Source organism: Streptococcus sp. oral taxon 431, assembly GCF_023115445.1.
GTDB lineage: Bacteria > Bacillota > Bacilli > Lactobacillales > Streptococcaceae > Streptococcus.
The window spans coordinates 27,177-51,082 of record NZ_JALDUI010000017.1; the positions used below are offsets into that span (position 1 = coordinate 27,177).

Sequence of the window (23,906 nt, forward strand, 5' to 3'; positions counted from 1 at the left end):
GGTATTTATGGATATTAGACAAGTTACCGAAACAATCGCTATGATTGAGGAGCAAAACTTTGACATTAGAACCATTACCATGGGGATTTCCCTTTTGGACTGTATCGATCCAGATATCAATCGTGCTGCGGATAAAATATATGAAAAAATTACTACAAAAGCAGCTCATTTAGTGGCCGTTGGGGATGAAATTGCTGCGGAGTTGGGCATTCCCATCGTAAATAAACGGGTATCAGTTACTCCAATTTCCTTGATTGGTGCTGCTACCGATGCGACGGATTATGTAGTCTTAGCTAAAGCACTGGATAAAGCTGCGAAAGAAATTGGTGTTGACTTTATTGGTGGTTTTTCTGCCTTGGTACAAAAGGGTTACCAAAAAGGTGATGAGATTCTCATCAATTCGATTCCTCGTGCTTTGGCAGAAACAGATAAGGTTTGTTCATCGGTAAATATCGGTTCTACCAAATCGGGTATCAATATGACTGCAGTAGCGGATATGGGGCGTGTTATCAAGGAGACAGCTTCTCTGTCTGATATGGGTGCTGCTAAATTGGTTGTATTTGCCAACGCGGTAGAGGACAATCCTTTTATGGCAGGCGCTTTTCATGGTGTAGGTGAAGCAGATGTCATCATCAATGTAGGTGTTTCAGGACCGGGTGTTGTCAAACGTGCCTTGGAAAAGGTTCGAGGTCAGAGCTTTGATGTTGTTGCTGAAACTGTTAAGAAAACAGCTTTCAAGATTACCCGTATTGGTCAATTGGTTGGTCAAATGGCTAGTGAGCGCCTCGGAGTTGATTTTGGGATTGTCGATTTGAGTTTAGCTCCAACTCCAGCAGTGGGTGATTCTGTAGCTCGTGTTCTTGAAGAAATGGGGCTAGAGACAGTTGGGACTCATGGAACGACTGCTGCCTTGGCTCTCTTGAACGATCAAGTTAAAAAAGGCGGAGTTATGGCTTGCAACCAAGTTGGTGGTTTGTCAGGTGCTTTTATCCCAGTTTCTGAGGACGAGGGGATGATTGCTGCAGTGCAAAACGGCTCCCTTAATTTGGAAAAATTAGAAGCTATGACAGCTATCTGTTCAGTTGGTTTGGATATGATTGCCATTCCTGAGGATACACCTGCAGAAACGATTGCGGCAATGATTGCGGATGAAGCTGCTATCGGGGTCATCAACATGAAAACAACTGCTGTACGTATTATTCCAAAAGGAAAAGAAGGCGATATGATTGAATTTGGTGGCCTTTTAGGAACAGCTCCAGTCATGAAGGTCAACGGTGCATCATCTGTCGATTTTATTGCACGTGGAGGACAAATCCCGGCTCCAATCCATAGTTTTAAAAATTAAAAAGAAGTGGAATCTTTTTAAGTTGGGTTTAAGGAAAGACCTGTATACTATTATCATTAAATAAAGACCTCCTAACTTTATTTAATTAAAATCCTAACTTTTTCATAATAATCTCCTACAAAAGTCACTCCAAAGGGTGACTTTTGTTTTATATCAAGAGAAAATAAAGAAAGTAGCATGTTCAAATTTGTAAATTTGTTCAAAAATAAGATGATTTAAAGGATAAAACCAGTTTTTTCATTCTGTAAAATGGGCTAAAACCTTGCTATGATTGGCTTTTTGAAAAATTATGGTATAATAGTAGTAGTTTTAATAGATGGAGTTGAATTTTGAAAAAACGCTTTCGTGTAAAAAAAGAGAAAGATTTTAGTGCAATATTTAAAAAAGGGGAGAGTTTTGCTAATCGTAAATTTGTTATTTATCGATTAGAAAATAATGAACAGCATTTTCGAGTTGGCCTATCTGTCAGTAAAAAATTAGGAAACGCTGTCACGAGGAATCAGATCAAGAGAAGAATTCGCCATATTCTGATTGAACATAAAAATCAGCTGGTTGAAAATGTAGATTTTGTTGTGATTGCTCGAAAAGGTGTTGAAATCTTGGACTACGCGGAAATGGGAAAAAATCTACTTCACGTATTAAAGTTATCAAAGATTTACCAGGAAGGAAATGGGAGTGAAAAAGAAATTACAGTTGACTAGCTTAATGGTGCTTGCTTTATTTGTGATGAGCGCCTGCACGGCTAGTGGTACGACGAGTGAGATTACAGCTGAATCAACAGGTTTTTGGAGTAAATTTGTTTATTTTTTTGCTGAAATCATTCGCTTTTTATCATTTGATACAAGTATTGGTCTGGGGATTATATTATTTACCCTTCTGATTAGAACCATTCTTTTACCAGTCTTTCAGATACAAATGGTGGCATCTAGAAAGATGCAAGAAGTACAACCACTGGTTAAGGAGTTGCGAGAACGTTATCCGGGACGGGATATGGAGAGCCGTACCAAGTTGGATCAAGAAATGCGTCAGTTGTTCAAGCAACATGGTGTCAAACAGTCAGCTTCTCTTTGGCCAATCTTAATCCAAATGCCAGTCTTGTTGGCCTTGTTCCAAGCTTTGAGTAGGGTAGAATTTCTAAAAACGGGTCATTTCTTATGGATTAACCTTGGTGGTGTTGATACGACTTTTGTTTTGCCTATTCTGGCAGCTATCTTTACTTTCCTTAGCACCTGGTTATCCAATAAGGCCATGGTTGAGAAAAATGGCGCCATGACAGGGATGATGTATGCAATGCCAGTCATGATTTTCTTCTTTGCCATGTATTCACCAAGTGGGGTTGCCTTATACTGGGCGGTATCCAATGCTTATCAGGTGCTCCAAACCTATTTGCTCAACAATCCATTTAAGATTATTGCAGAGCGTGAGGCAGGAGTACAGGCTAAGAAGGATTTAGAAATCAAGAAGAGAAAAGCTCTCAAGAAAGCACAGAAAAAGAAAAAGTAAGGAGGAATCTTGTAATGGTATTATTTACAGGTTCAACTGTTGAGGAAGCGATCCAAACGGGATTGAAGGAATTGGGGATTCCTAGAATGAAGGCGCATATCAAGGTTGTCTCAAGGGAGAAAAAAGGTTTCTTTGGCCTTTTTGGGAAGAAACCAGCGCAAGTTGATATCGAAGCAATTAGTGAGACAACTGTTGTGAAGGCAAATCAGCAAGCAGTCAAAGGAGTTCCAAAGGAAGTTAATGCTAAGAACGAACCCGTTAAGACTGTTAGTGAGGCAACAGTAGACTTAGGTCATGTTGTTGAAGCAATCAAGAAAATCGAGGAAGAAGGACAAGGAATCTCTGAAGAGGTTAAGGCCGAAATTCTAAAAAATGAGAAAGAGGCTAGTACAATTTTAGAGGAGACTGGTCATATTGCCATTCTAAAAGATTTACTGCCAGAAGAATCTAAGGAGCAGGAAGAAGTCGAGCAGAATGATGATTTAGAAAATCTAGGTTTGAAGATTGAACCGACCTATGATATTGACCAGGTGGTCGAAGAAGTGACCAACTATGTTCAAGGTATTATTGATGATATGGATGTTGAGGGAGCAATTTCAAGTACCTCAAATCGCCGTTCTATCAATATGCAAATTGATACCAATGAACCGGGCCGTATTATCGGTTACCATGGTAAGGTTTTGAAATCTCTTCAGCTCTTAGCACAAAATTATCTTTATAACCGCTATTCAAGAACCTTCTATATTACCATCAATGTTAATGACTATGTAGAGCACCGTGCAGAAGTCTTGCAAAGCTATGCACAGAAGTTAGCTACACGTGTCCTAGAAGAGGGGCGAAGCCAGGTGACTGATCCAATGTCTAGTAGCGAACGTAAAATTATCCATCGTATCATCTCACGTATGGAAGGTGTCACTAGTTATTCAGAAGGTGATGAGCCAAATCGTTACGTTGTTGTTGATACAGAATAAAATAGAAAATCAGGGCTTCCCTGATTTTTTGCTAGCTAAGGGAGGTTAATCCTATGTTGAATACAATGAGAGACTATCTAGCTTTCTCTGGCTTGCAGTACCAAAAACCAGAGAAGGCAGAACAAGATGCGGAGAAAATGCTTTATTTGAGGAGTAAGGGGCAGGAGGCCAGAAAGGTCTTTACACACTTGGCCAAGGCTTTTCAAGCAAGGCATCCAGAATGGATACTGCAAGGAACGAGTCAGTGGATGAATCAAGCCCAACGTTTGCGACCACATTTCTGGGCTTATTTACAGCGTGAAGGGCAAGTGACGGAGCCTATGTTGGCCCTTCGTTTGTATGGAAGCCCTTCTGATTTTGGAGTTTCACTAGAAGTGAGTTTTATTGAACGTAAGAAGGATGAGCGAACATTAGACAAACAAACCAAGGTCTTAGAAGTTCCAGTGGTAGAAGGAATTTACTATCTAGTCTACTCAGATGGAGAAAGTCAAAAGATGGAGGCTACTGAGGAAAATCGCCAAATTTTAAGAGAAAAACGATTCCATCAGGAAGTCCGCAAAGTTTTAGTAAAGGCAGATATTCCAGTAACTGCAAATTCATCGGAAGAAGAAATCGTAGAAGGCCTATTGAAGTCTTATGATAAAATTCTTCCCTATTATCTAGCTACAAGGAAATAAGATAATCCGTAAAATATCATAAATTATACAGTCCAAGAGTGAACAGTCCGCTGTGTAATTCTTGGTCTTTTTGTTTCCGCTTTCACATTATATAATAAACTTACAAAAACAATTCAAAAGGAGAACAATTATGGAAGTCATTTCAAGTGTTCTAAATTGGTTTTCTAGCAATATTTTGCAGAATCCCGCATTTTTCGTAGGTTTATTGGTGCTAATAGGATATGCACTTTTGAAAAAACCTGCTCATGACGTTTTCTCAGGTTTCGTTAAAGCAACAGTAGGCTATATGTTGCTCAACGTGGGTGCTGGTGGTTTGGTTACAACCTTCCGTCCAATCTTGGCAGCCCTTAACTACAAATTCCAAATCGGTGCAGCGGTTATTGACCCTTACTTTGGACTTGCTGCAGCAAACAACAAAATTGCAGCTGAATTTCCAGATTTTGTCGGAACTGCAACTACAGCTCTATTGATCGGTTTTGGAGTAAATATCTTGCTTGTAGCTCTACGCAAGATTACGAAAGTAAGAACCCTCTTTATTACTGGTCACATCATGGTACAACAAGCTGCGACTGTATCTCTTATGGTTCTATTCTTAGTTCCACAATTGCGCAATGCTTACGGTACAGCAGCTATCGGTATCATCTGTGGCCTTTACTGGGCAGTTAGTTCAAATATGACTGTTGAGGCAACTCAACGCTTGACTGGTGGTGGCGGATTTGCGATTGGTCACCAACAACAATTTGCAATCTGGTTTGTAGATAAAGTTGCAGGACGCTTTGGTAAGAAAGAAGAAAGTCTAGACAATCTTAAATTGCCTAAATTCCTCTCTATCTTCCACGATACAGTTGTTGCCTCTGCTACCTTGATGCTCGTATTTTTCGGAGCTATTCTTTTAATCTTGGGTCCAGAAATTATGTCTAATAAAGAAGTCATCACTTCAGGAACTCTATTCAATCCTGCTAAACAAGATTTCTTTATGTACATTATCCAAACAGCCTTCACCTTCTCTGTTTACTTGTTCGTTTTGATGCAAGGTGTCCGCATGTTCGTATCTGAGTTGACAAATGCCTTCCAAGGTATTTCAAACAAATTGTTGCCAGGTTCATTCCCAGCGGTTGACGTTGCGGCTTCTTATGGATTTGGTTCTCCAAACGCTGTCTTGTCTGGATTTGCCTTTGGTTTGATTGGTCAATTGATTACAATTGTCTTGCTCATCGTCTTTAAAAACCCTATCCTTATTATTACAGGATTTGTACCAGTGTTCTTTGATAATGCAGCCATCGCGGTCTATGCTGATAAGCGTGGCGGATGGAAAGCAGCCGTTATCCTATCCTTCATTTCAGGTGTCCTCCAAGTTGCTCTAGGAGCTCTCTGTGTAGCCCTTCTCGACTTAGCATCTTACGGTGGTTACCATGGAAATATCGACTTTGAATTCCCATGGCTTGGATTTGGTTATATCTTCAAATATCTCGGTATTGTTGGTTATGTACTTGTATGTCTCTTCTTGCTCGTTATTCCTCAACTTCAATTTGCAAAAGCAAAAGATAAAGAGAAATATTACAAGGGTGAAGTTCAAGAAGAAGCTTAGTGTCTAGAAAAGGAGAAATAAAATGGTTAAAGTATTAGCAGCGTGCGGAAATGGAATGGGTTCATCTATGGTTATCAAGATGAAGGTTGAAAATGCCCTCCGTAAGCTTAATCAAACAGACTTTACAGTCAATTCATGCAGTGTCGGTGAAGCAAAAGGTTTAGCAGCAGGCTATGACATCGTAATCGCTTCTCTTCATTTAATCCAAGAATTGGAAGGTCGGACTAATGGGAAGTTAATTGGGCTTGACAACTTGATGGATGATAAAGAAATCACTGAAAAACTCAGTCAAGCACTACAGTAAAAGGTTGGAGGGGGCTGGACAGAAACTGAGAGTTATCGTTTCTGTCCTTCTCCCTCTTTAAATAAAGGAGGCAGATATGAATTTAAAACAAGCTTTAATTGACAATGACTCGATCCGACTAGGTTTAGAAGCTAACGATTGGAAAGAAGCAGTCAAAGTAGCAGTAGATCCCTTGATTGAAAGTGGGGCAATTTTGCCAGAGTATTACGATGCTATTATCGAATCAACTGAAGAGTATGGGCCTTATTATATTTTAATGCCAGGTATGGCTATGCCCCATGCTAGACCAGAAGCTGGGGTGCAAAGAGATGCCTTTTCATTGATCACCTTACAAAATCCTGTTGTATTTTCAGATGGGAAAGAGGTCTCTGTTTTGCTTGCATTAGCAGCAACAAGCTCAAAAATTCACACAAGTGTAGCCATTCCACAAATCATTGCCTTATTTGAATTAGAAGATTCTATCGCACGTTTACAGGCTTGCCAGACTAAAGAAGATGTCTTGGCGATGATCGAAGAATCTAAGGATAGCCCTTATCTTGAAGGATTGGATTTGGAAAGTTAGAAAGAGGAATAAAGAGATGACAAAAAGAATACCTAATTTACAGGTTGCATTAGACCATTCAGACTTGCAAGGAGCAATTAAAGCAGCTGTTTCTGTTGGTCAGGAAGTAGATATTATCGAAGCTGGAACTGTTTGCTTGCTTCAAGTTGGAAGTGAACTGGTTGAGGTCTTGCGAAGCCTTTTCCCAGATAAGATTATTGTGGCAGATACAAAATGTGCTGATGCTGGTGGAACAGTTGCCCAAAATAATGCCGTTCGTGGAGCAGATTGGATGACTTGTATCTGTTGTGCAACCATCCCTACTATGGAAGCAGCTCTAAAGGCTATCAAGGCTGAACGTGGAGACCGAGGCGAAATCCAGATCGAGCTTTATGGTGATTGGACTTTTGAACAAGCTCAGCTTTGGCTAGATGCAGGTATCTCACAAGCTATCTATCACCAATCTCGTGATGCCCTTCTTGCTGGTGAAACTTGGGGTGAAAAAGACCTTAATAAGGTTAAAAAACTCATTGACATGGGCTTCCGAGTTTCTGTAACAGGTGGTCTAGATGTAGATACTCTCAAACTCTTTGAAGGCGTTGATGTCTTTACCTTTATCGCAGGTCGTGGAATTACGGAGGCTGCGGATCCAGCAGGAGCAGCGCGTGCCTTCAAGGATGAAATCAAACGAATTTGGGGGTAAACCATGGCACGTCCAATTGGAATTTATGAAAAGGCAACCCCGACACACTTTACTTGGCTAGAACGTTTAAATTTTGCTAAGGAGTTAGGCTTTGATTTTGTCGAGATGTCTATTGATGAACGTGACGAGCGTTTAGCAAGACTTGACTGGAGCAAGGAAGAACGCTTGGAAGTTGTCAAAGCGATCTATGAAACTGGAGTTCGTATTCCTTCTATCTGTTTTTCAGGTCATCGTCGCTACCCATTGGGATCAAATGATCCAGTTCTAGAGAAAAAATCTCTGGAACTCATGAAAAAATGTATCGAATTAGCTCAGGATTTGGGAGTTCGTACGATTCAATTAGCTGGTTACGACGTTTACTATGAGGAAAAGTCACCCCAGACACGCCAACGTTTTATCAAAAATTTGAGAAAAGCTTGTGACTGGGCAGAAGAAGCTCAGGTGCTACTTGCTATTGAAATTATGGATGACCCTTTCCTCAATAGTATCGAAAAATACTTGGCTGTAGAAAAAGAGATTGACTCTCCCTACCTCTTTGTCTATCCAGATATTGGTAATGTGTCTGCATGGCATAATGATGTCTACAGTGAATTTTATCTTGGCCATCATGCTATTGCAGCTCTCCACCTCAAGGATACTTATGCAGTGACAGAAAGTTCAAAGGGCCAATTCCGAGATGTACCTTTTGGGCAAGGTTGTGTCAAATGGGAAGAAGCTTTCGATATTTTAAAGCAAACCAATTATAATGGTCCTTTCCTAATCGAAATGTGGTCTGAAAATTGTGAAACTGTAGAAGAAACACGCGCAGCCATTCAAGAAGCGCAAGCTTTTCTCTACCCACTTATTAAGAAAGCAGGTCTGATGTAAGATGAATCAAGTAATTAATGATATGCGTAAACGAGTCTGTGATGCCAATCAATCATTGCCAAAACATGGACTTGTTAAATTTACCTGGGGCAATGTATCGGAAGTCAATCGCGAACTCGGTGTCATTGTTATCAAACCATCAGGTGTAGATTATGACGAATTGACACCTGAAAATATGGTGGTAACTGACCTGGATGGCAAGGTTCTAGAAGGAGATTTAAGACCATCTTCTGATCTTCCAACTCATGTGCAGTTATATAAGGCTTGGCCAGAGATTGCTAGTGTGGTCCATACCCATTCGACTGAAGCCGTTGGTTGGGCTCAGGCAGGTCGTGATATTCCTTTCTATGGAACAACCCATGCGGATTATTTCTACGGTTCAATCCCTTGCGCTCGTAGTTTGACTAAGGATGAAGTAGAAGTGGCCTATGAAAAAGATACTGGCCTGGTCATTGTGGAAGAGTTTGAGCGTCGTGGTCTTAATCCAGTTGAAGTTCCAGGGATTGTCGTGCGCAATCACGGTCCATTCACCTGGGGCAAAAATCCAGAAAATGCTGTTTATCACTCAGTTGTACTAGAGGAAGTATCTAAGATGAATCGCTTCACAGAGCAAATCAATCCAAGAGTTGAACCTGCTCCCCAGTACATCCTAGAAAAGCACTACCAACGTAAACATGGACCAAATGCTTATTACGGTCAAAAGAAATAAGTAATTGAATTGAAAAGAGGCTAGGACCTTACGATCCAAGCCTCGCTTTTGTAGTTGTAAATATCCAATGGTAAGAGTTTACAGCATATAATTGCAAAGTCTGTACGAATGTGATACCATTATAAAGTTGTTTTGGAAGCGATTGACAAATAGAGGAGTATGAATTATGGTTTTAGATAAGGCGAGCTGTGACTTGCTTCAATATTTGATGGATCAAGAAACGTCCAAAACGATTATGACGATTTCAAAAGATCTAGCTCAATCTCGAAGAAAAATCTACTATCACATTGATAAAATCAATGATGCTTTGGATGATGAGAATTTGCACATCATCAGTCTGCCTCGGATTGGTATCCACTTAACCGAGGAACAAAGAGAAGCTTGTCGTCAATTATTAGAGGAAGTTGATTCTTATGATTACATCATGAGTGCTAACGAGCGGATGCAGCTGATGCTCCTTCTGATTGGTATTTCCAAAGAGAGAATCACGCTTGAAAAACTCATGGAATTAACAGAAGTCTCTCGAAATACAGTCCTTAATGACTTAAATAGCATTCGTTATCAGCTAACCTTGGAGCAGTATCAAGTAACACTTCAAGTTAGTAAATCTCGAGGTTACTATCTAAATGCACATCCTCTTAATAAAATCCAGTATCTTCAATCCCTTCTCTATCATGTCTTTATGGAAGAAAATCCAGCTTTTGTTGCTATTTTAGAGGAGAAAATCAAAGAGCGATTAGACGGTGAGATGCTTCTTTCCGATGAGGTCAATCAATTTCTTAAAAAACAGGTTCCGTTGGTTGAGCAGGATTTGGGGAAAAAAATAAACCATCACGAAGTCACTTTTATGTTACAGGTCCTTCCCTATCTTCTACTAGGGTGTGATACCGTTACTCGAAATCAAGATAAACATCAAGAAATTGAGCAAGAGTTTTCATTGATTCGAAAGAGGATAGAATATCAGGTATCCAAAAAACTAGGAGAGCGCTTGTTTGAAACATTTAGCATCTCGTTTTCAGAATTAGATAGATCTCTGTTAGCTATTCTTTTGTTATCCTATCGAAAAGATCGAGACATCCATGCAGAAAGTAAAGATTTTCAGCATTTGAGAATGGCTTTAGAAGAGTTTATTTGGTATTTTGAATCCCAAACCAGAATGGAGATTGAACAGAAAGAAGACTTATTGAGGAATCTTGTGATTCATTGTAAGGCGCTATTATTCAGAAAGAACTATGGTATTTTCTCAAAAAATCCTTTAACTCGGCAGATTCGTTCCAAGTATAGTGAGCTTTTCGTAATTACAAAAAAATGTGCAGAAGTGCTAGAAGAAGCCTGGCAGATTCGATTGACAGATGATGAGATTGCCTATCTGACCATTCATGTTGGAGGATTTTTAAAGTATACTCCATCGATTCAAAACAATACCAAGAAAATTTATATTGTGTGTGATGAAGGAGTGGGCGTTTCTAAACTCTTACTCAAACAATGTCGCTTCTATCTTCCAAACGAACAGATTGGGGCAGTCTTTACCACTGAGCAGTTCAAAAGCGTGGAGGATATTACTCAGGTTGATTTACTTATTACAACAAACGATGAGCTTGAGAGTCGCTTCCCAGTGCTAAAGGTAAACCCTATACTTGAGGCAGAAGATATTTTACGCATAACAGACTTTATGAAAAATAAGGTTCTTCGAAAAGATGGTCGCACTTTTAAGGATAATCTCTCAACTATTATTACTACCTATATATCTGATAAACACGTTGCAGCAAAATTAAAGGAAGAAATTCAACTCTTAATCAACCAAGAATTAGTCATCCAAGCTTTTTTAGATGAATCATAAATATCACAGTCCAATGATGAACACAAACCTGTGTTTTTCTTGGTCTTTTTTAATATTTCGGTCGGTGTTATACTAAGTATGAAATGAATACTTGAACAAAATATGGAGGATTTCAAATGCCAAACGTAAAAGAAATTACAAGAGAATCATGGATTTTAGCTACTTTCCCAGAGTGGGGAACCTGGTTGAACGAAGAAATCGAAGAAGAAGTCGTTCCTGAAGGCAACTTTGCCATGTGGTGGCTAGGCAACTGTGGTACTTGGATTAAAACACCAGGTGGTGCTAACGTTGTCATGGACCTTTGGTCAAACCGTGGAAAATCAACTAAAAAAGTGAAAGATATGGTTCGTGGACACCAAATGGCAAATATGGCAGGTGTTCGTAAATTGCAACCAAACTTACGTGTTCAGCCAATGGTTATCGATCCATTTGCTATCAATGAACTCGACTACTACTTGGTTTCACACTTCCATAGTGACCATATCGACCCATACACAGCTGCAGCAATTCTCAACAATCCTAAGTTAGAACATGTTAAGTTTATCGGTCCTTACCATTGTGGACGAATCTGGGAAGGATGGGGTGTTCCAAAAGAACGCATCATCGTTGTCAAACCAGGTGATACTATTGAACTAAAAGACATGAAGATTCATGCAGTAGAATCATTTGACCGTACTTGCTTGGTAACTCTACCAGTAAACGGTGCTGATGAGACAGGTGGTGAACTTGCTGGCTTAGCTGTTACAGATGAAGAAATGGCTCAAAAGGCTGTTAACTATGTCTTTGAAACACCAGGTGGAACCATTTATCATGGTGCGGATTCTCACTTCTCAAACTACTTTGCGAAACATGGTAAAGACTTCAAAATTGATGTTGCTTTGAATAACTATGGTGAAAACCCAGTAGGTATCCAAGATAAAATGACATCTATCGACCTACTTCGCATGGCAGAAAATCTACGTGCTAAAGTCATTATCCCAGTTCACTATGATATCTGGTCTAACTTCATGGCTTCTACGAATGAAATCCTAGAACTTTGGAAAATAAGAAAAGATCGCTTGCAATACGATTTCCATCCATTTATCTGGGAAGTTGGTGGTAAATACACTTATCCTCAAGACCAACACTTAGTAGAATATCATCACCCACGTGGTTTTGATGACTGCTTCGAACAAGACTCAAATATCCAATTCAAAGCCTTGCTTTAATATAAAAATTTTTTCTGGAGGTTATCCGTATGTTGCACGATACGGATAATTTTCATATAATAGTACAAATAGAATATGTGATAGACCTATCACCTCAAAGAGAAAGGAAATTCTATGTCAAATCTATCTGTTAATGCGATTCGTTTTCTAGGTATTGACGCTATCAATAAAGCGAACTCAGGTCACCCAGGGGTGGTTATGGGAGCTGCACCGATGGCATACAGCCTATTCACTAAAGAACTTCGTATCAATCCAGCCCAACCAAACTGGATTAACCGCGACCGTTTCATTCTTTCAGCTGGTCACGGATCAATGCTTCTCTATGCCCTTCTTCACCTTTCTGGATTTGAAGATGTGAGCATGGATGAAGTGAAGAACTTCCGTCAATGGGGCTCTAAAACTCCAGGTCACCCAGAATTTGGTCATACAGCAGGGGTTGATGCAACAACAGGCCCTCTAGGACAAGGGATTGCGACTGCAACAGGTTTTGCACAAGCAGAACGTTTCCTTGCAGCTAAGTACAACCGTGAAGGTTATAACATCTTTGACCACTACACTTACGTTATCTGTGGAGATGGTGACTTGATGGAAGGTGTCTCAAGTGAAGCTGCTTCTTATGCAGGCTTGCAAAAGCTTGACAAATTGGTTGTTCTCTATGATTCAAATGATATCAACTTGGACGGTGAGACAAAAGATTCATTCACAGAGAGTGTTCGCGATCGTTACAATGCTTATGGTTGGCATACAGCCTTGGTAGAAGATGGAACAGACTTAGAAGCTATTCATGCTGCTATTGAAGAAGCTAAGGCTTCAGGAAAACCATCTTTGATTGAAGTGAAAACTGTTATTGGTTATGGTTCTCCAAATAAACAAGGGACTAATGCCGTACACGGTGCCCCTCTTGGCGCGGATGAAACTGCAGCAACTCGCCAAGCACTTGGTTGGAACTATGAACCGTTTGAAATCCCAGCAGAAGTATACGCAGACTTTAAAGAGAATGTCGCAGACCGTGGGGCATCAGCTTATGAAGCCTGGACAAAACTAGTTGCAGATTATAAAGAAGCTCACCCAGAGCTTGCTGCAGAAGTGGAAGCAATTATCGAAGGGCGCGATCCAGTTGAATTGACTCCAGAAGACTTCCCAGCTTTAGAAAATGGCTTCTCTCAAGCGACGCGTAACTCAAGTCAGGATGCCTTGAATGTTGTGGCTGCTAAATTGCCAACCTTCCTTGGTGGATCAGCTGACCTCGCTCATTCAAATATGACTTACATCAAAACGGACGGACTTCAAGACGATGCAAATCGCTTAAATCGCAACATCCAGTTTGGTGTTCGTGAATTTGCAATGGGTACTGTCTTGAACGGAATGGCTCTTCACGGTGGACTTCGAGTTTATGGTGGAACTTTCTTCGTATTCTCAGACTACTTGAAAGCGGCTGTACGCTTGTCTGCCTTGCAAGGTCTTCCTGTAACTTATGTCTTCACACACGATTCAATCGCAGTTGGTGAAGACGGACCAACTCATGAACCGATTGAGCACTTGGCAGGTCTTCGTGCGATTCCAAACCTCAATGTTTTCCGTCCAGCAGATGCGCGTGAAACTCAAGCAGCTTGGTATCAAGCAGTTAAGAGCGAGAAAACACCGACTGTTCTTGTCTTGACTCGTCAAAACTTGACTGTTGAGGAAGGAACAGACTTTGATAAGGTTGCGAAAGGAGCTTATGTTGTATATGAAAATGCAGCAGACTTTGATACAATTTTGATTGCGACTGGTTCAGAGGTTAACCTGGCTGTTTCAGCTGCTAAAGAATTGGCAAGTCAAGGTGGAAAAGTTCGCGTAGTCAGCATGCCATCTACAGATGTCTTTGATGCACAAGATGCAGCATACAAAGAAGAGATTTTACCAAATGCAGTTCGTCGTCGTGTAGCAGTTGAAATGGGAGCAACTCAAAATTGGTACAAATACGTTGGTCTTGATGGAGCAGTTCTTGGTATTGATACCTTTGGAGCATCTGCACCAGCACCAAAAGTTTTAGCAGAGTATGGATTTACAGTTGAAAACTTAGTAGAACTTGTAAACAACTTAAAATAAGAAAAATCAGGGCATTTGCTCTGGTTTTTTATTGACCTAAAATCAAGGTGCAATCTTGTAAAAACAAGTGAAATTTGATATAGTAGTTTTATCTGAATTACAAAGGAGAAAAAATAATGGGTGGGAATTTAACATTTTTAATTATGCTTGTCTTGATGTTGGGCTTGATGTTCTTCATGCAACGTTCTCAAAAGAAACAAGCAGAAAAACGTATGGAAAGCCTCAATAAGCTTCAAAAAGGCTACGAAGTAATCACTATCGGTGGTCTCTACGGTACAGTCGATGAAGTAGATACAGAAAATAGAACAATTGTTCTTGATGTTGATGGCGTATACCTAACCTTCGAACTAGCAGCAATTCGAACTGTTTTGCCAGTCAAAGAAGCTGTGACACCTGAAGGAGCTGTTATTGAAGAAGGCAGTGCTATTGAAGAATAAAACGGGGTGGAATGCATTCCCGTTTTTCTATAGATGAGAGGAACAATGATGAAAAAAGTTGTCTTTGTCTGTCTTGGCAATATTTGTCGTAGTCCTATGGCGGAATTTGTAATGAAATCCCTGACCGATAAATATGAGATTCAAAGTCGAGCGACTTCTTCCTGGGAACACGGTAATCCAATCCACAAAGGGACGCAAGGCATCTTTCGAAGTCATGGCGTTCCTTATGATACTTCGAAAACTTCCCAACAAATTTCTAAAAAAGATTTTGAGTATTTTGACTATATCATTGGGATGGATGAGTCTAATCTCGCTGATTTGCATCAGATGTGTCCACAGGATCAACAATATAAGATACAGCCTTTTGCATCTGAAAGCGTTCCAGATCCCTGGTATACAGGTGATTTTGAAGAAACTTATGACCGAGTTTTAACTGGTTGCCAGGCTTGGTTAGGTCGCTTAGAAAATGAGAGTGAAAATGGAAAATATAAAGAAACTCTATGAAAAATACAGTGTCTATTTGACACGTCCTCGACTAGAAATTGCGACAGTGATCGTCATTGTTGTCTGTGCAGGTCTCGTATTTCTGACCAATCTTCCAAAACAGGGCGTTCTTAAGCTTGATAATGATGCTATTATTTATGACGGAAGCCTAGTTCGTGGTAAGATGAATGGTCAGGGTACTGTTACCTTCTCGAACGGTGATACCTATACTGGAGAATTTAGCAATGGTGCCTTCAATGGTAAAGGTACCTACCAAGCTAAAGCAGGTTGGGTATATGAGGGAGACTTTGTAAATGGTCAAGCTGAAGGAAAAGGAAAACTGACTACCGAACAAGAAGTAGTCTATGAAGGGGATTTCAAACAAGGTTTATTTCAACAAGCACAATAACCTCCTCCTAGAAGGAGGTATTCTTCTAGAGTCTAAGAAAGCGCTTACATGGAAATAAAAACGGCTTACAAGACTGTTTTACAACTAAGTTTGTGAAAAATAAAACTTTTATGAAATAATTCACAAACTTTAAGTGAAAAAGTGCATGTGCAGGTATATTTGAAATTATTTTCACAAACAAATAAAAAAAGTTTGTGAAATGTCTATGAAACTGTTTACAAACGTTTAAAAAAGAGTTATAATAAACTTGTGAAAAAATTAACAAAGGACTTACAATCCTTGAAAGCTATGGAGGAAAATATGGCTGATAAAAAAACTGTAACACCAGAAGAAAAGAAACTCGCTGCTGAAAAGCATGTCGATGGTTTGGTGCAAAAAGCTTTAGTTGCCCTTGAAGAAATGCGTAAACTTGACCAAGATCAAGTCGATTATATCGTAGCAAAAGCTTCAGTTGCTGCACTTGATGCTCACGGAGAATTGGCTTTACATGCCTTTGAAGAAACAGGACGTGGAGTATTTGAGGATAAAGCGACTAAGAACTTGTTTGCTTGTGAACACGTAGTAAACAACATGCGCCACACTAAAACAGTTGGTGTTATCGAAGAAGACGATGTAACAGGATTGACTCTTATCGCTGAACCAGTTGGTGTTGTTTGTGGTATCACTCCAACAACTAACCCAACTTCAACAGCAATCTTTAAAGCGTTGATTTCATTGAAGACTCGTAATCCTATTGTCTTTGCATTCCACCCATCAGCTCAAGAATCATCAGCTCACGCAGCTCAAATCGTTCGTGATGCAGCGATTAAAGCAGGTGCTCCTGAAAACTGTGTACAGTGGATTACTGAACCATCTATGGAAGCAACTAGTGCGCTTATGAACCACGAAGGTATTGCAACAATCCTTGCAACAGGTGGTAATGCCATGGTTAAAGCGGCATACTCATGTGGTAAACCAGCTCTTGGGGTAGGTGCCGGTAACGTTCCAGCTTATGTGGAAAAATCAGCTAACATCCGCCAAGCTGCTCACGATATTGTAATGTCTAAATCATTTGACAACGGTATGGTCTGTGCATCTGAACAAGCGGTTATCATTGATAAAGAAATTTACGATGAATTTGTAGCAGAGTTCAAATCTTATCACACTTACTTTGTAAACAAAAAAGAAAAAGCTCTTCTTGAAGAGTTCTGCTTCGGCGTGAAAGCAAACAGCAAAAACTGTGCTGGTGCAAAATTGAACGCTGACATTGTTGGTAAACCAGCAACTTGGATTGCAGAACAAGCAGGATTTACTGTTCCAGAAGGAACAAACATTCTTGCTGCAGAATGTAAAGAAGTTGGTGAAAACGAGCCATTGACTCGTGAAAAATTGTCACCAGTTATCGCAGTTTTGAAATCTGAAAGCCGTGAAGATGGTATTGCTAAAGCTCGTCAAATGGTTGAATTTAACGGTCTTGGGCACTCAGCAGCCATCCATACAGCTGATGAAGAATTGACTAAAGAATTTGGTAAAGCTGTTAAAGCTATTCGTGTTATCTGTAACTCACCTTCTACTTTCGGTGGTATCGGGGACGTTTATAATGCCTTCTTGCCATCATTGACACTCGGATGTGGTTCTTACGGACGTAACTCAGTTGGGGATAACGTTAGCGCCATCAACCTCTTGAACATCAAAAAAGTCGGAAGACGGAGAAATAACATGCAATGGATGAAACTTCCTTCAAAAACATACTTTGAACGTGATTCAATTCAATACCTTCAAAAATGTCGTGACGTTGAGCGTGTCATGATCGTTACTGACCACGCTATGGTAGAGCTTGGCTTCCTTGATCGTATCATCGAACAACTTGACCTTCGTCGCAATAAGGTTGTTTACCAAATCTTTGCAGATGTAGAACCAGATCCAGATATTACTACAGTTGAACGTGGTACTGAGATCATGCGTGCCTTCAAACCAGATACAATCATCGCTCTTGGTGGTGGATCGCCAATGGATGCTGCTAAAGTAATGTGGCTCTTCTACGAACAACCAGAAGTGGACTTCCGTGACCTTGTTCAAAAATTCATGGATATCCGTAAACGTGCCTTCAAATTCCCATTGCTTGGTAAGAAGACTAAATTCATCGCTATCCCAACTACATCTGGTACAGGATCTGAAGTAACTCCATTTGCCGTTATCTCTGATAAAGCAAACAACCGTAAATATCCAATCGCTGACTACTCATTGACACCAACTGTGGCAATCGTAGACCCTGCTTTGGTATTGACAGTTCCTGGATTTGTTGCTGCTGATACTGGTATGGACGTATTGACTCACGCAACTGAAGCTTACGTATCACAAATGGCTAGCGACTACACTGACGGTCTTGCACTTCAAGCCATCAAGCTTGTATTTGAAAACCTTGAAAGCTCAGTTAAGAATGCAGACTTCCATTCACGTGAGAAAATGCATAACGCTTCAACAATCGCTGGTATGGCCTTTGCCAATGCCTTCCTAGGTATTTCTCACTCAATGGCTCACAAGATTGGTGCGCAATTCCACACAGTTCACGGACGTACAAATGCAATCTTGCTTCCATACGTTATCCGTTACAACGGTACTCGCCCAGCTAAGACAGCTACATGGCCTAAGTATAACTACTACCGTGCAGACGAGAAATATCAAGATATCGCTCGTATGCTTGGACTTCCAGCTTCTACACCAGAAGAAGGGGTTGAATCTTTTGCAAAAGCTGTTTACGAACTCGGTGAGCGCGTAGGTATCGAAATGAACTTCAAAGCACAAGGTGTTGACGAAAAAGAATGGAAAGAACATTCACGTGAATTGGCCTTCCTTGCTTATGAAGACCAATGTTCACCTGCAAACCCACGTCTTCCAATGGTTGACCACATGCAAGAAATCATCGAAGATGCTTACTATGGTTACAAAGAAAGACCAGGACGTCGTAAATAATTAATTAATTAATTATCAGCCAAAACCGAGGGGGACCTCGGTTTTTTTATGGTTAGAGAGTTTATTTTCATAAAAAATTGCTAGCATGAGAGTCAGATGCAAGGCCAAGTAAAGAAATGAAAATATTACCAAAGCTCATCAGAAAATCAAGGCCAGCGCTTGCAATTAAACTCAAATAGTTATATAATAGGTTTGTTGAAAGGTGATTTGTAGTGATTCAAGTTACTCTTTTCACAATAAAATTTTCATGATTTTCATAAGGAGGAAATCACTAATGGTAGTTAAAGTTGGTATTAACGGTTTCGGACGTATCGGTCGTCTTGCTTTCCGCCGTATCCAAAACGTAGAAGGTGTTGAAGTTACTCGCATCAACGACCTTACAGATCCAGTTATGCTTGCACACTTGTTGAAATATGACACAACTCAAGGTCGTTTCGACGGAACTGTGGAAGTTAGAGAAGGTGGATTTGAAGTTAACGGTAAATTCATCCGTGTTTCTGCTGAACGTGATCCAGAACAAATCGACTGGGCTAACGACGGTGTAGAAATCGTTCTTGAAGCTACTGGTTTCTTTGCTAAGAAAGCAGCTGCTGAAAAACACTTGCACCCAGGTGGAGCTAAGAAAGTTGTTATTACTGCTCCTGGTGGAAACGACGTTAAAACAGTTGTATTCAACACTAACCACGATGTTCTTGATGGTACTGAAACAGTTATCTCAGGTGCTTCATGTACTACAAACTGCTTGGCTCCAATGGCTAAAGCTCTTCAAGACAACTTTGGTGTTGTAGAAGGATTGATGACTACTATCCACGCTTACACTGGTGACCAAATGATCCTTGACGGACCACACCGTGGTGGTGACCTTCGTCGTGCTCGCGCTGGTGCAGCAAACATCGTTCCTAACTCAACTGGTGCTGCTAAAGCTATCGGTCTTGTAATCCCAGAATTGAACGGTAAACTTGACGGATCTGCACAACGCGTTCCAACTCCAACTGGATCAGTTACTGAATTGGTTGCTGTTCTTGAAAAGAACGTTACTGTTGATGAAGTGAACGCAGCTATGAAAGCAGCTTCAAACGAATCATACGGTTACACAGAAGATCCAATCGTATCTTCAGATATCGTAGGTATGTCTTACGGATCATTGTTTGACGCAACTCAAACTAAAGTTCTTGACGTTGACGGTAAACAATTGGTTAAAGTTGTTTCATGGTATGACAACGAAATGTCATACACTGCACAACTTGTACGTACTCTTGAATACTTCGCTAAAATCGCTAAATAATTCTTGAGTTGATGGAAAAGCAAGGCCAACTGGTCTTGCTTTTTTTGGTATCTATAAGAAAAAATGGATGCTAGTGTCATCCATTTTGGTTTAATTCTCTTTCAAATGTGTCTGATAGCGCAGTAAAGCTTAATTTGTTTAATGTCAGAGGATGGACAAAGGATAGTTTAAATGCGTGTAACATTAGTCTGCTAGATTTGGAATGTGGATTGTAGAGAGGATCTCCAAGGATTGGATGTCCGTGGTGAGATAGATGCACTCGAATCTGATGAGTGCGTCCTGTTTTCAATCTACATCGAACGAGACTGGTTTTGTTTTGAAATTGTTTCAACCGAGTTACTTGGGTTTCGGCGTATTGACCATTTTTTTGATCCACAACTCTTTTTCTACGATCGTGACGATCGCGACCGATTTTATCTCGAAAGACGAGCTCTTTAACTCCTATTTTTCCCTCAACCAGAGCCCAGTATTCGCGGGAGATTTCTTTTTTCTCCAATAATCGATTGAGGATGGGCAGTATAAATGGATTTTTAGCAAATAGTACGAGGCCACTCGTTTCCTTATCTAGGCGATGGACAACATAGCAAGTCTGGCCTACATAGGCGCTGACATGATTGAGAAGTGCAATTTCTTCTGGTTGATTCCCGTGAGTTTTCATACCTTCTGGTTTGTTCACGATGATCAAATGTTGGTCTTGGTAGACTTCTTGGACAAGATTAGGATTTCCCCAAACAATTTCTTTTGTAGGATAAGCCTCCTCGTCGAAAATCAGTTGACATTCATCTCCGGATTTGACAGTTTGATGCCAGTGGACTTCTTCTTGATTGATGAGAATGTGCTTTTTAATTCTCAAGAAATGCCGTATTTTTCTCGGAATGAGTAGTTGCTCCTCCAAGAAGACTTTGACAGTCATTTCAGGAAGAGAATCAGGGATAACAAAGGTAAATTTCATACAGATATTGTAACAAAAAATAGATTATTTGGATAGAGAAACTAGCTAAATTCTTGTCTTCCTATGGGGAAGATGATAAAATAAACGCATGAAATTAGATACATTATTTGAAAAGTTTCTTTCTTTATTTAAAAAAGAAGAATCTGAAATGGCAGAAATAGAAATCGATAAAGTTAATAGTGAAGAAAATACCTCGACTAAGTTAAGACGGTCAAGAGGTGGGCGAAAGAAAGTTGGGCAAGTCGGCCCCATTCGAAAATTTTGGCGTCGCTATCATCTGACAAAAATCTTTCTCATTCTTGGACTAAGTGCAAGCTTGTTTGTTGGGGTCTATCTATTTGCCTTGGCTAAATCGACAAATGTTACAGAATTGCAGAATGCTTTGAAAACACGAACGGTGATTTTTGATAGAGAAGAGAATGAGGCTGGTGCCTTGTCAGGCCAAAAAGGAACCTACGTTGAGCTCTCGGAAATTAGTGAAGATTTGCAGAATGCCGTTATTGCGACAGAAGATAGAAGCTTCTATAAAAATAGTGGAATTAACTATGGTCGTTTTTTCCTAGCTATCCTAACAGCTGGTCGCTCGGGTGGTGGTTCTACAATTACCCAACAGTTAGCGAAAAATGCTTATCTTTCACAAGACCAAACTGTTCAGAGAAAGGCTAAAGAATTCTTCCTTGCTTTAGAATTAACCAAAAAATACAGTAAAAAAGAAATTCTAACCATGTATTTGAACAATGCCTATTTTGGTAATGGAGTTTGGGGTGTTGAGGATGCTAGTAAAAAGTACTTTGGTGTTTCAGCATCGGAATTAACTCTTGATGAAGCCGCCACTTTAGCAGGTATGCTTAAAGGCCCAGAATTGTACAATCCTCTGAATTCTATTGAACATTCAACTAATCGAAGAGACACTGTCTTACAAAATATGGTGGCTGCAGGTTACCTTGATAAAAATAAGGAAGCAGAAGCAGCAAGTGTTGATATGGCTTCTCAATTGAAAGATAGTTATGAAGGGAAAATATCAGACTACCGTTATCCTTCTTATTTTGATGCAGTTGTTAATGAAGCTATTGAAAAGTATAATCTAACAGAGGAAGAAATCGTTAATAACGGTTATCGAATTTATACGGAGCTAGATCAAAATTACCAAGCAAATATGCAGGTTATCTATCAAAATACTTCGCTCTTTCCGACAGCTGAAGATGGGACACATGCAGAGTCTGGTAGTGTCGCTTTGGAGCCAAAAACGGGTGGAGTTCGAGGAGTTGTTGGTCGAGTGGCAGGGGATGATAAGACAGGTTTCAGAAATTTTAACTATGCAACCCAGACCAAAAGAAGTCCAGGTTCAACGATTAAACCTTTAGTAGTCTATACACCAGCAGTCGAAGCGGGTTGGTCTCTTAATAAGGAGCTGGATAATCATACCATGCAATATGGTGATTATAAAGTAGACAATTACGCAGGAATCAAGACATCACCAGAAGTTCCAATGTATCAAGCCTTAGCCGAGTCTCTAAATCTTCCTGCTGTAGCGACAGTCAAGCAACTTGGTATCGATAAGGCTTTTGAATCAGGTGAAAGATTCGGACTTGATTTAACGAATGTTGATCGTGTGTTAGGTGTAGCTCTAGGTGGTGGGGTGGAGACAAGTCCGCTACAAATGGCGCAGGCTTATGCAGCGTTTGCAAATGAAGGTTTGATACCTGAAGCGCATTTTATTACTCGTATTGAAAATGCGAGCGGCCAAGTCATTGCAACCCACAAAAATTCTCAAAAACGTATAATAGATAAGTCAGTAGCCGATAAAATGACCAGTATGATGTTAGGTACTTTTACAAACGGTACAGGAATAAGCTCCTCGCCAGATGACTATGTTATGGCTGGGAAAACTGGTACAACTGAAGCAGCTTTTAACCCAGTATATACAAGTGACCAGTGGGTTATCGGATATACGCCTGATGTGGTGATAAGTCATTGGCTTGGTTTCCCGACTACGGACGAAAATCATTATCTGGCAGGTTCGACTTCGAATGGTGCTGCTCACATTTTTAGAAGTATGGCAGAAACAATTCTTCCTTATACACCAGGAAGCACTTTTACAGTTGAAAATGCTTATAAAATGAATGGTATTGCACCAGAAAACACACGGAAACAAACTACAAGTGATACTAGTACGCAGTCGGATGATATATTAGCAGATATTCGTGGACGAGCACAAAATCTGGTCGATGAAGCAGGCAAAGCTATTTCAGATGCTAAGATTAAAGAAAAAGCCCAGACAGTTTGGGATACCATTGTAGATCTGTTTCACTAATACGTTTATAAGCTAAAAGACAAGGATTCAAATCTTTGTCTTTTTTCACTCTCACTTGTCAGCATTCACAACTTCCATAACATTAGAGAGTAAAAAAAGCACAAGACAGAAACCAAAGCCCTTCTTTCCGCCTTTCTCTGCTATACTACAAGCAGAGAAAGGGGGAAAGCAAATGCTTGAAAAGTATTATGAGAAAGTAAAAGGAATTGTCCATAAATGTAGAAAAGATTACTATCTTCACCTGTGGGAAAAAGAGGATTGGGATCAAGAAGGACTGATCTGTCTCTATGAACTCCTCGAGGCCCATCCAGAACTAGTAGTAGAAGAAGAAAAGAAACTCTATGTCTACTTCAAAACAAAATTCCGCAATCGAATCCTAGATAGCGTCAGAAAACAAGAGAGTCAAAAACGTCGCCTAGACCGAATGGCCTATGAAGAAGTAGGGGAAATTAGCCATCGCCTACCAGAAGGAGGATTGTGGCTGGATGATTACTACGCCCTTCATGAATTGTTGAATACTTATAGGAGAAAGTTACCACAAGATAAGCAAGAAGCCTATGAACGCCTCTGGGCAGACGAACGATTTAAAGGCCGCAAAGCCCTTCTCAGAGAGCTGAAGGAAGTAATTCAGGAGAAATGAAAAAAAATTAAAAAAAGGTGTTGACAAAGTAAGAAAAGTCGGTATAATAGTAAGAGTTGAAAATAACAACTCCGGTCCGTTGGTCAA

At 40.1% G+C, this 23,906-nt stretch carries 22 protein-coding genes; 21 read left to right on the forward strand and 1 reads right to left on the reverse strand.

The genetic code is table 11. From position 1 onward, the window contains the following. Positions 1-7 precede the first annotated feature (7 nt). The 19 genes from M1R56_RS08580 to gap all read left to right on the forward strand — a co-directional run bounded on the left by M1R56_RS08580 (position 8) and on the right by gap (position 19,913). Positions 8-1,345 (forward strand): PFL family protein, encoded by a 1,338-nt coding sequence (locus M1R56_RS08580; protein ID WP_248035752.1) that lies wholly within the window; start codon positions 8-10, stop codon positions 1,343-1,345. A 329-nt stretch (positions 1,346-1,674) separates the two neighbouring features. Then, positions 1,675-2,046, forward strand: coding sequence for a ribonuclease P protein component (gene rnpA / locus M1R56_RS08585; RefSeq protein ID WP_248035754.1), 372 nt, complete (start codon positions 1,675-1,677; stop codon positions 2,044-2,046). Then, entirely contained in the window at positions 2,021-2,848 is an 828-nt protein-coding gene (locus tag M1R56_RS08590; RefSeq protein ID WP_248035756.1) for a YidC/Oxa1 family membrane protein insertase, read from the forward strand. The genes rnpA and M1R56_RS08590 overlap by 26 nt, the downstream gene beginning before the upstream one ends. Before the next feature lie 14 nt (positions 2,849-2,862). Beyond that, positions 2,863-3,819 (forward strand): RNA-binding cell elongation regulator Jag/EloR, encoded by a 957-nt coding sequence (jag, locus tag M1R56_RS08595; RefSeq protein WP_049504883.1) that lies wholly within the window; start codon positions 2,863-2,865, stop codon positions 3,817-3,819. A 53-nt stretch (positions 3,820-3,872) separates the two neighbouring features. Then, positions 3,873-4,496 (forward strand): ribonuclease P, encoded by a 624-nt coding sequence (locus M1R56_RS08600; RefSeq protein ID WP_075230990.1) that lies wholly within the window; start codon positions 3,873-3,875, stop codon positions 4,494-4,496. Between the two features lie 130 nt (positions 4,497-4,626). Continuing rightward, positions 4,627-6,084, forward strand: coding sequence for a PTS ascorbate transporter subunit IIC (locus M1R56_RS08605; RefSeq protein WP_075230989.1), 1,458 nt, complete (start codon positions 4,627-4,629; stop codon positions 6,082-6,084). A gap of 22 nt (positions 6,085-6,106) precedes the next feature. Further along, on the forward strand, positions 6,107-6,388 hold the full coding sequence (locus M1R56_RS08610; RefSeq protein ID WP_000241466.1) for a PTS sugar transporter subunit IIB: 282 nt from the start codon (positions 6,107-6,109) through the stop codon (positions 6,386-6,388). Positions 6,389-6,464: 76 nt separating this feature from the next. Beyond that, positions 6,465-6,950, forward strand: coding sequence for a PTS sugar transporter subunit IIA (locus M1R56_RS08615; protein ID WP_061863925.1), 486 nt, complete (start codon positions 6,465-6,467; stop codon positions 6,948-6,950). 16 nt (positions 6,951-6,966) lie between these two features. After that, complete coding sequence (locus tag M1R56_RS08620; protein ID WP_248035758.1) at positions 6,967-7,632, forward strand: 3-keto-L-gulonate-6-phosphate decarboxylase UlaD; 666 nt, start codon at positions 6,967-6,969, stop codon at positions 7,630-7,632. A gap of 3 nt (positions 7,633-7,635) precedes the next feature. Beyond that, entirely contained in the window at positions 7,636-8,499 is an 864-nt protein-coding gene (locus M1R56_RS08625; protein ID WP_248035760.1) for an L-ribulose-5-phosphate 3-epimerase, read from the forward strand. A 1-nt stretch (position 8,500) separates the two neighbouring features. Further along, positions 8,501-9,208 carry an L-ribulose-5-phosphate 4-epimerase gene (locus M1R56_RS08630; RefSeq protein WP_075230987.1) on the forward strand — a complete coding sequence of 236 codons (708 nt, stop codon included), beginning with the start codon at positions 8,501-8,503 and terminating at the stop codon, positions 9,206-9,208. A gap of 166 nt (positions 9,209-9,374) precedes the next feature. Further along, the gene (locus M1R56_RS08635; protein ID WP_248035762.1) at positions 9,375-11,048 is read left to right on the forward strand and encodes a transcription antiterminator; all 1,674 of its coding nucleotides are present in this window, start codon (positions 9,375-9,377) and stop codon (positions 11,046-11,048) included. Positions 11,049-11,164: 116 nt separating this feature from the next. Beyond that, on the forward strand, positions 11,165-12,256 hold the full coding sequence (gene ulaG / locus M1R56_RS08640; protein WP_075230985.1) for an L-ascorbate 6-phosphate lactonase: 1,092 nt from the start codon (positions 11,165-11,167) through the stop codon (positions 12,254-12,256). A gap of 114 nt (positions 12,257-12,370) precedes the next feature. Then, entirely contained in the window at positions 12,371-14,347 is a 1,977-nt protein-coding gene (gene tkt, locus M1R56_RS08645) for a transketolase (protein WP_075230984.1), read from the forward strand. A 116-nt stretch (positions 14,348-14,463) separates the two neighbouring features. Continuing rightward, the gene (yajC, locus tag M1R56_RS08650; protein WP_075230983.1) at positions 14,464-14,784 is read left to right on the forward strand and encodes a preprotein translocase subunit YajC; all 321 of its coding nucleotides are present in this window, start codon (positions 14,464-14,466) and stop codon (positions 14,782-14,784) included. 48 nt (positions 14,785-14,832) lie between these two features. Continuing rightward, positions 14,833-15,288, forward strand: a complete 456-nt coding sequence (locus M1R56_RS08655; protein WP_075231035.1) for a low molecular weight protein-tyrosine-phosphatase — start codon at positions 14,833-14,835, stop codon at positions 15,286-15,288. Further along, positions 15,263-15,676: an MORN repeat-containing protein gene (locus M1R56_RS08660; RefSeq protein ID WP_075230982.1), complete on the forward strand. Its 414-nt coding sequence runs from the start codon at positions 15,263-15,265 to the stop codon at positions 15,674-15,676. The genes M1R56_RS08655 and M1R56_RS08660 overlap by 26 nt, the downstream gene beginning before the upstream one ends. Positions 15,677-15,976: 300 nt before the next feature. After that, positions 15,977-18,628: a bifunctional acetaldehyde-CoA/alcohol dehydrogenase gene (gene adhE / locus M1R56_RS08665; protein WP_060956407.1), complete on the forward strand. Its 2,652-nt coding sequence runs from the start codon at positions 15,977-15,979 to the stop codon at positions 18,626-18,628. Positions 18,629-18,902: 274 nt separating this feature from the next. Continuing rightward, complete coding sequence (gene gap / locus M1R56_RS08670) at positions 18,903-19,913, forward strand: type I glyceraldehyde-3-phosphate dehydrogenase (RefSeq protein ID WP_049492462.1); 1,011 nt, start codon at positions 18,903-18,905, stop codon at positions 19,911-19,913. Between the two features lie 76 nt (positions 19,914-19,989). On the opposite strand, the gene M1R56_RS08675 is transcribed toward gap, so the two are convergent. Further along, complete coding sequence (locus M1R56_RS08675; RefSeq protein ID WP_348982774.1) at positions 19,990-20,865, reverse strand: RluA family pseudouridine synthase; 876 nt, start codon at positions 20,863-20,865, stop codon at positions 19,990-19,992. An 88-nt stretch (positions 20,866-20,953) separates the two neighbouring features. On the opposite strand from M1R56_RS08675, the gene pbp2a reads away from it, so the two are divergent. Both pbp2a and M1R56_RS08685 read left to right on the forward strand, forming a co-directional pair. Then, positions 20,954-23,179, forward strand: a complete 2,226-nt coding sequence (gene pbp2a / locus M1R56_RS08680) for a penicillin-binding protein PBP2A (protein ID WP_248035764.1) — start codon at positions 20,954-20,956, stop codon at positions 23,177-23,179. A gap of 172 nt (positions 23,180-23,351) precedes the next feature. Beyond that, a complete protein-coding gene (locus tag M1R56_RS08685) occupies positions 23,352-23,819 on the forward strand; it encodes a sigma-70 family RNA polymerase sigma factor (RefSeq protein ID WP_248035766.1) in 468 nt (155 codons plus the stop codon). Positions 23,820-23,906: the final 87 nt, after the last annotated feature.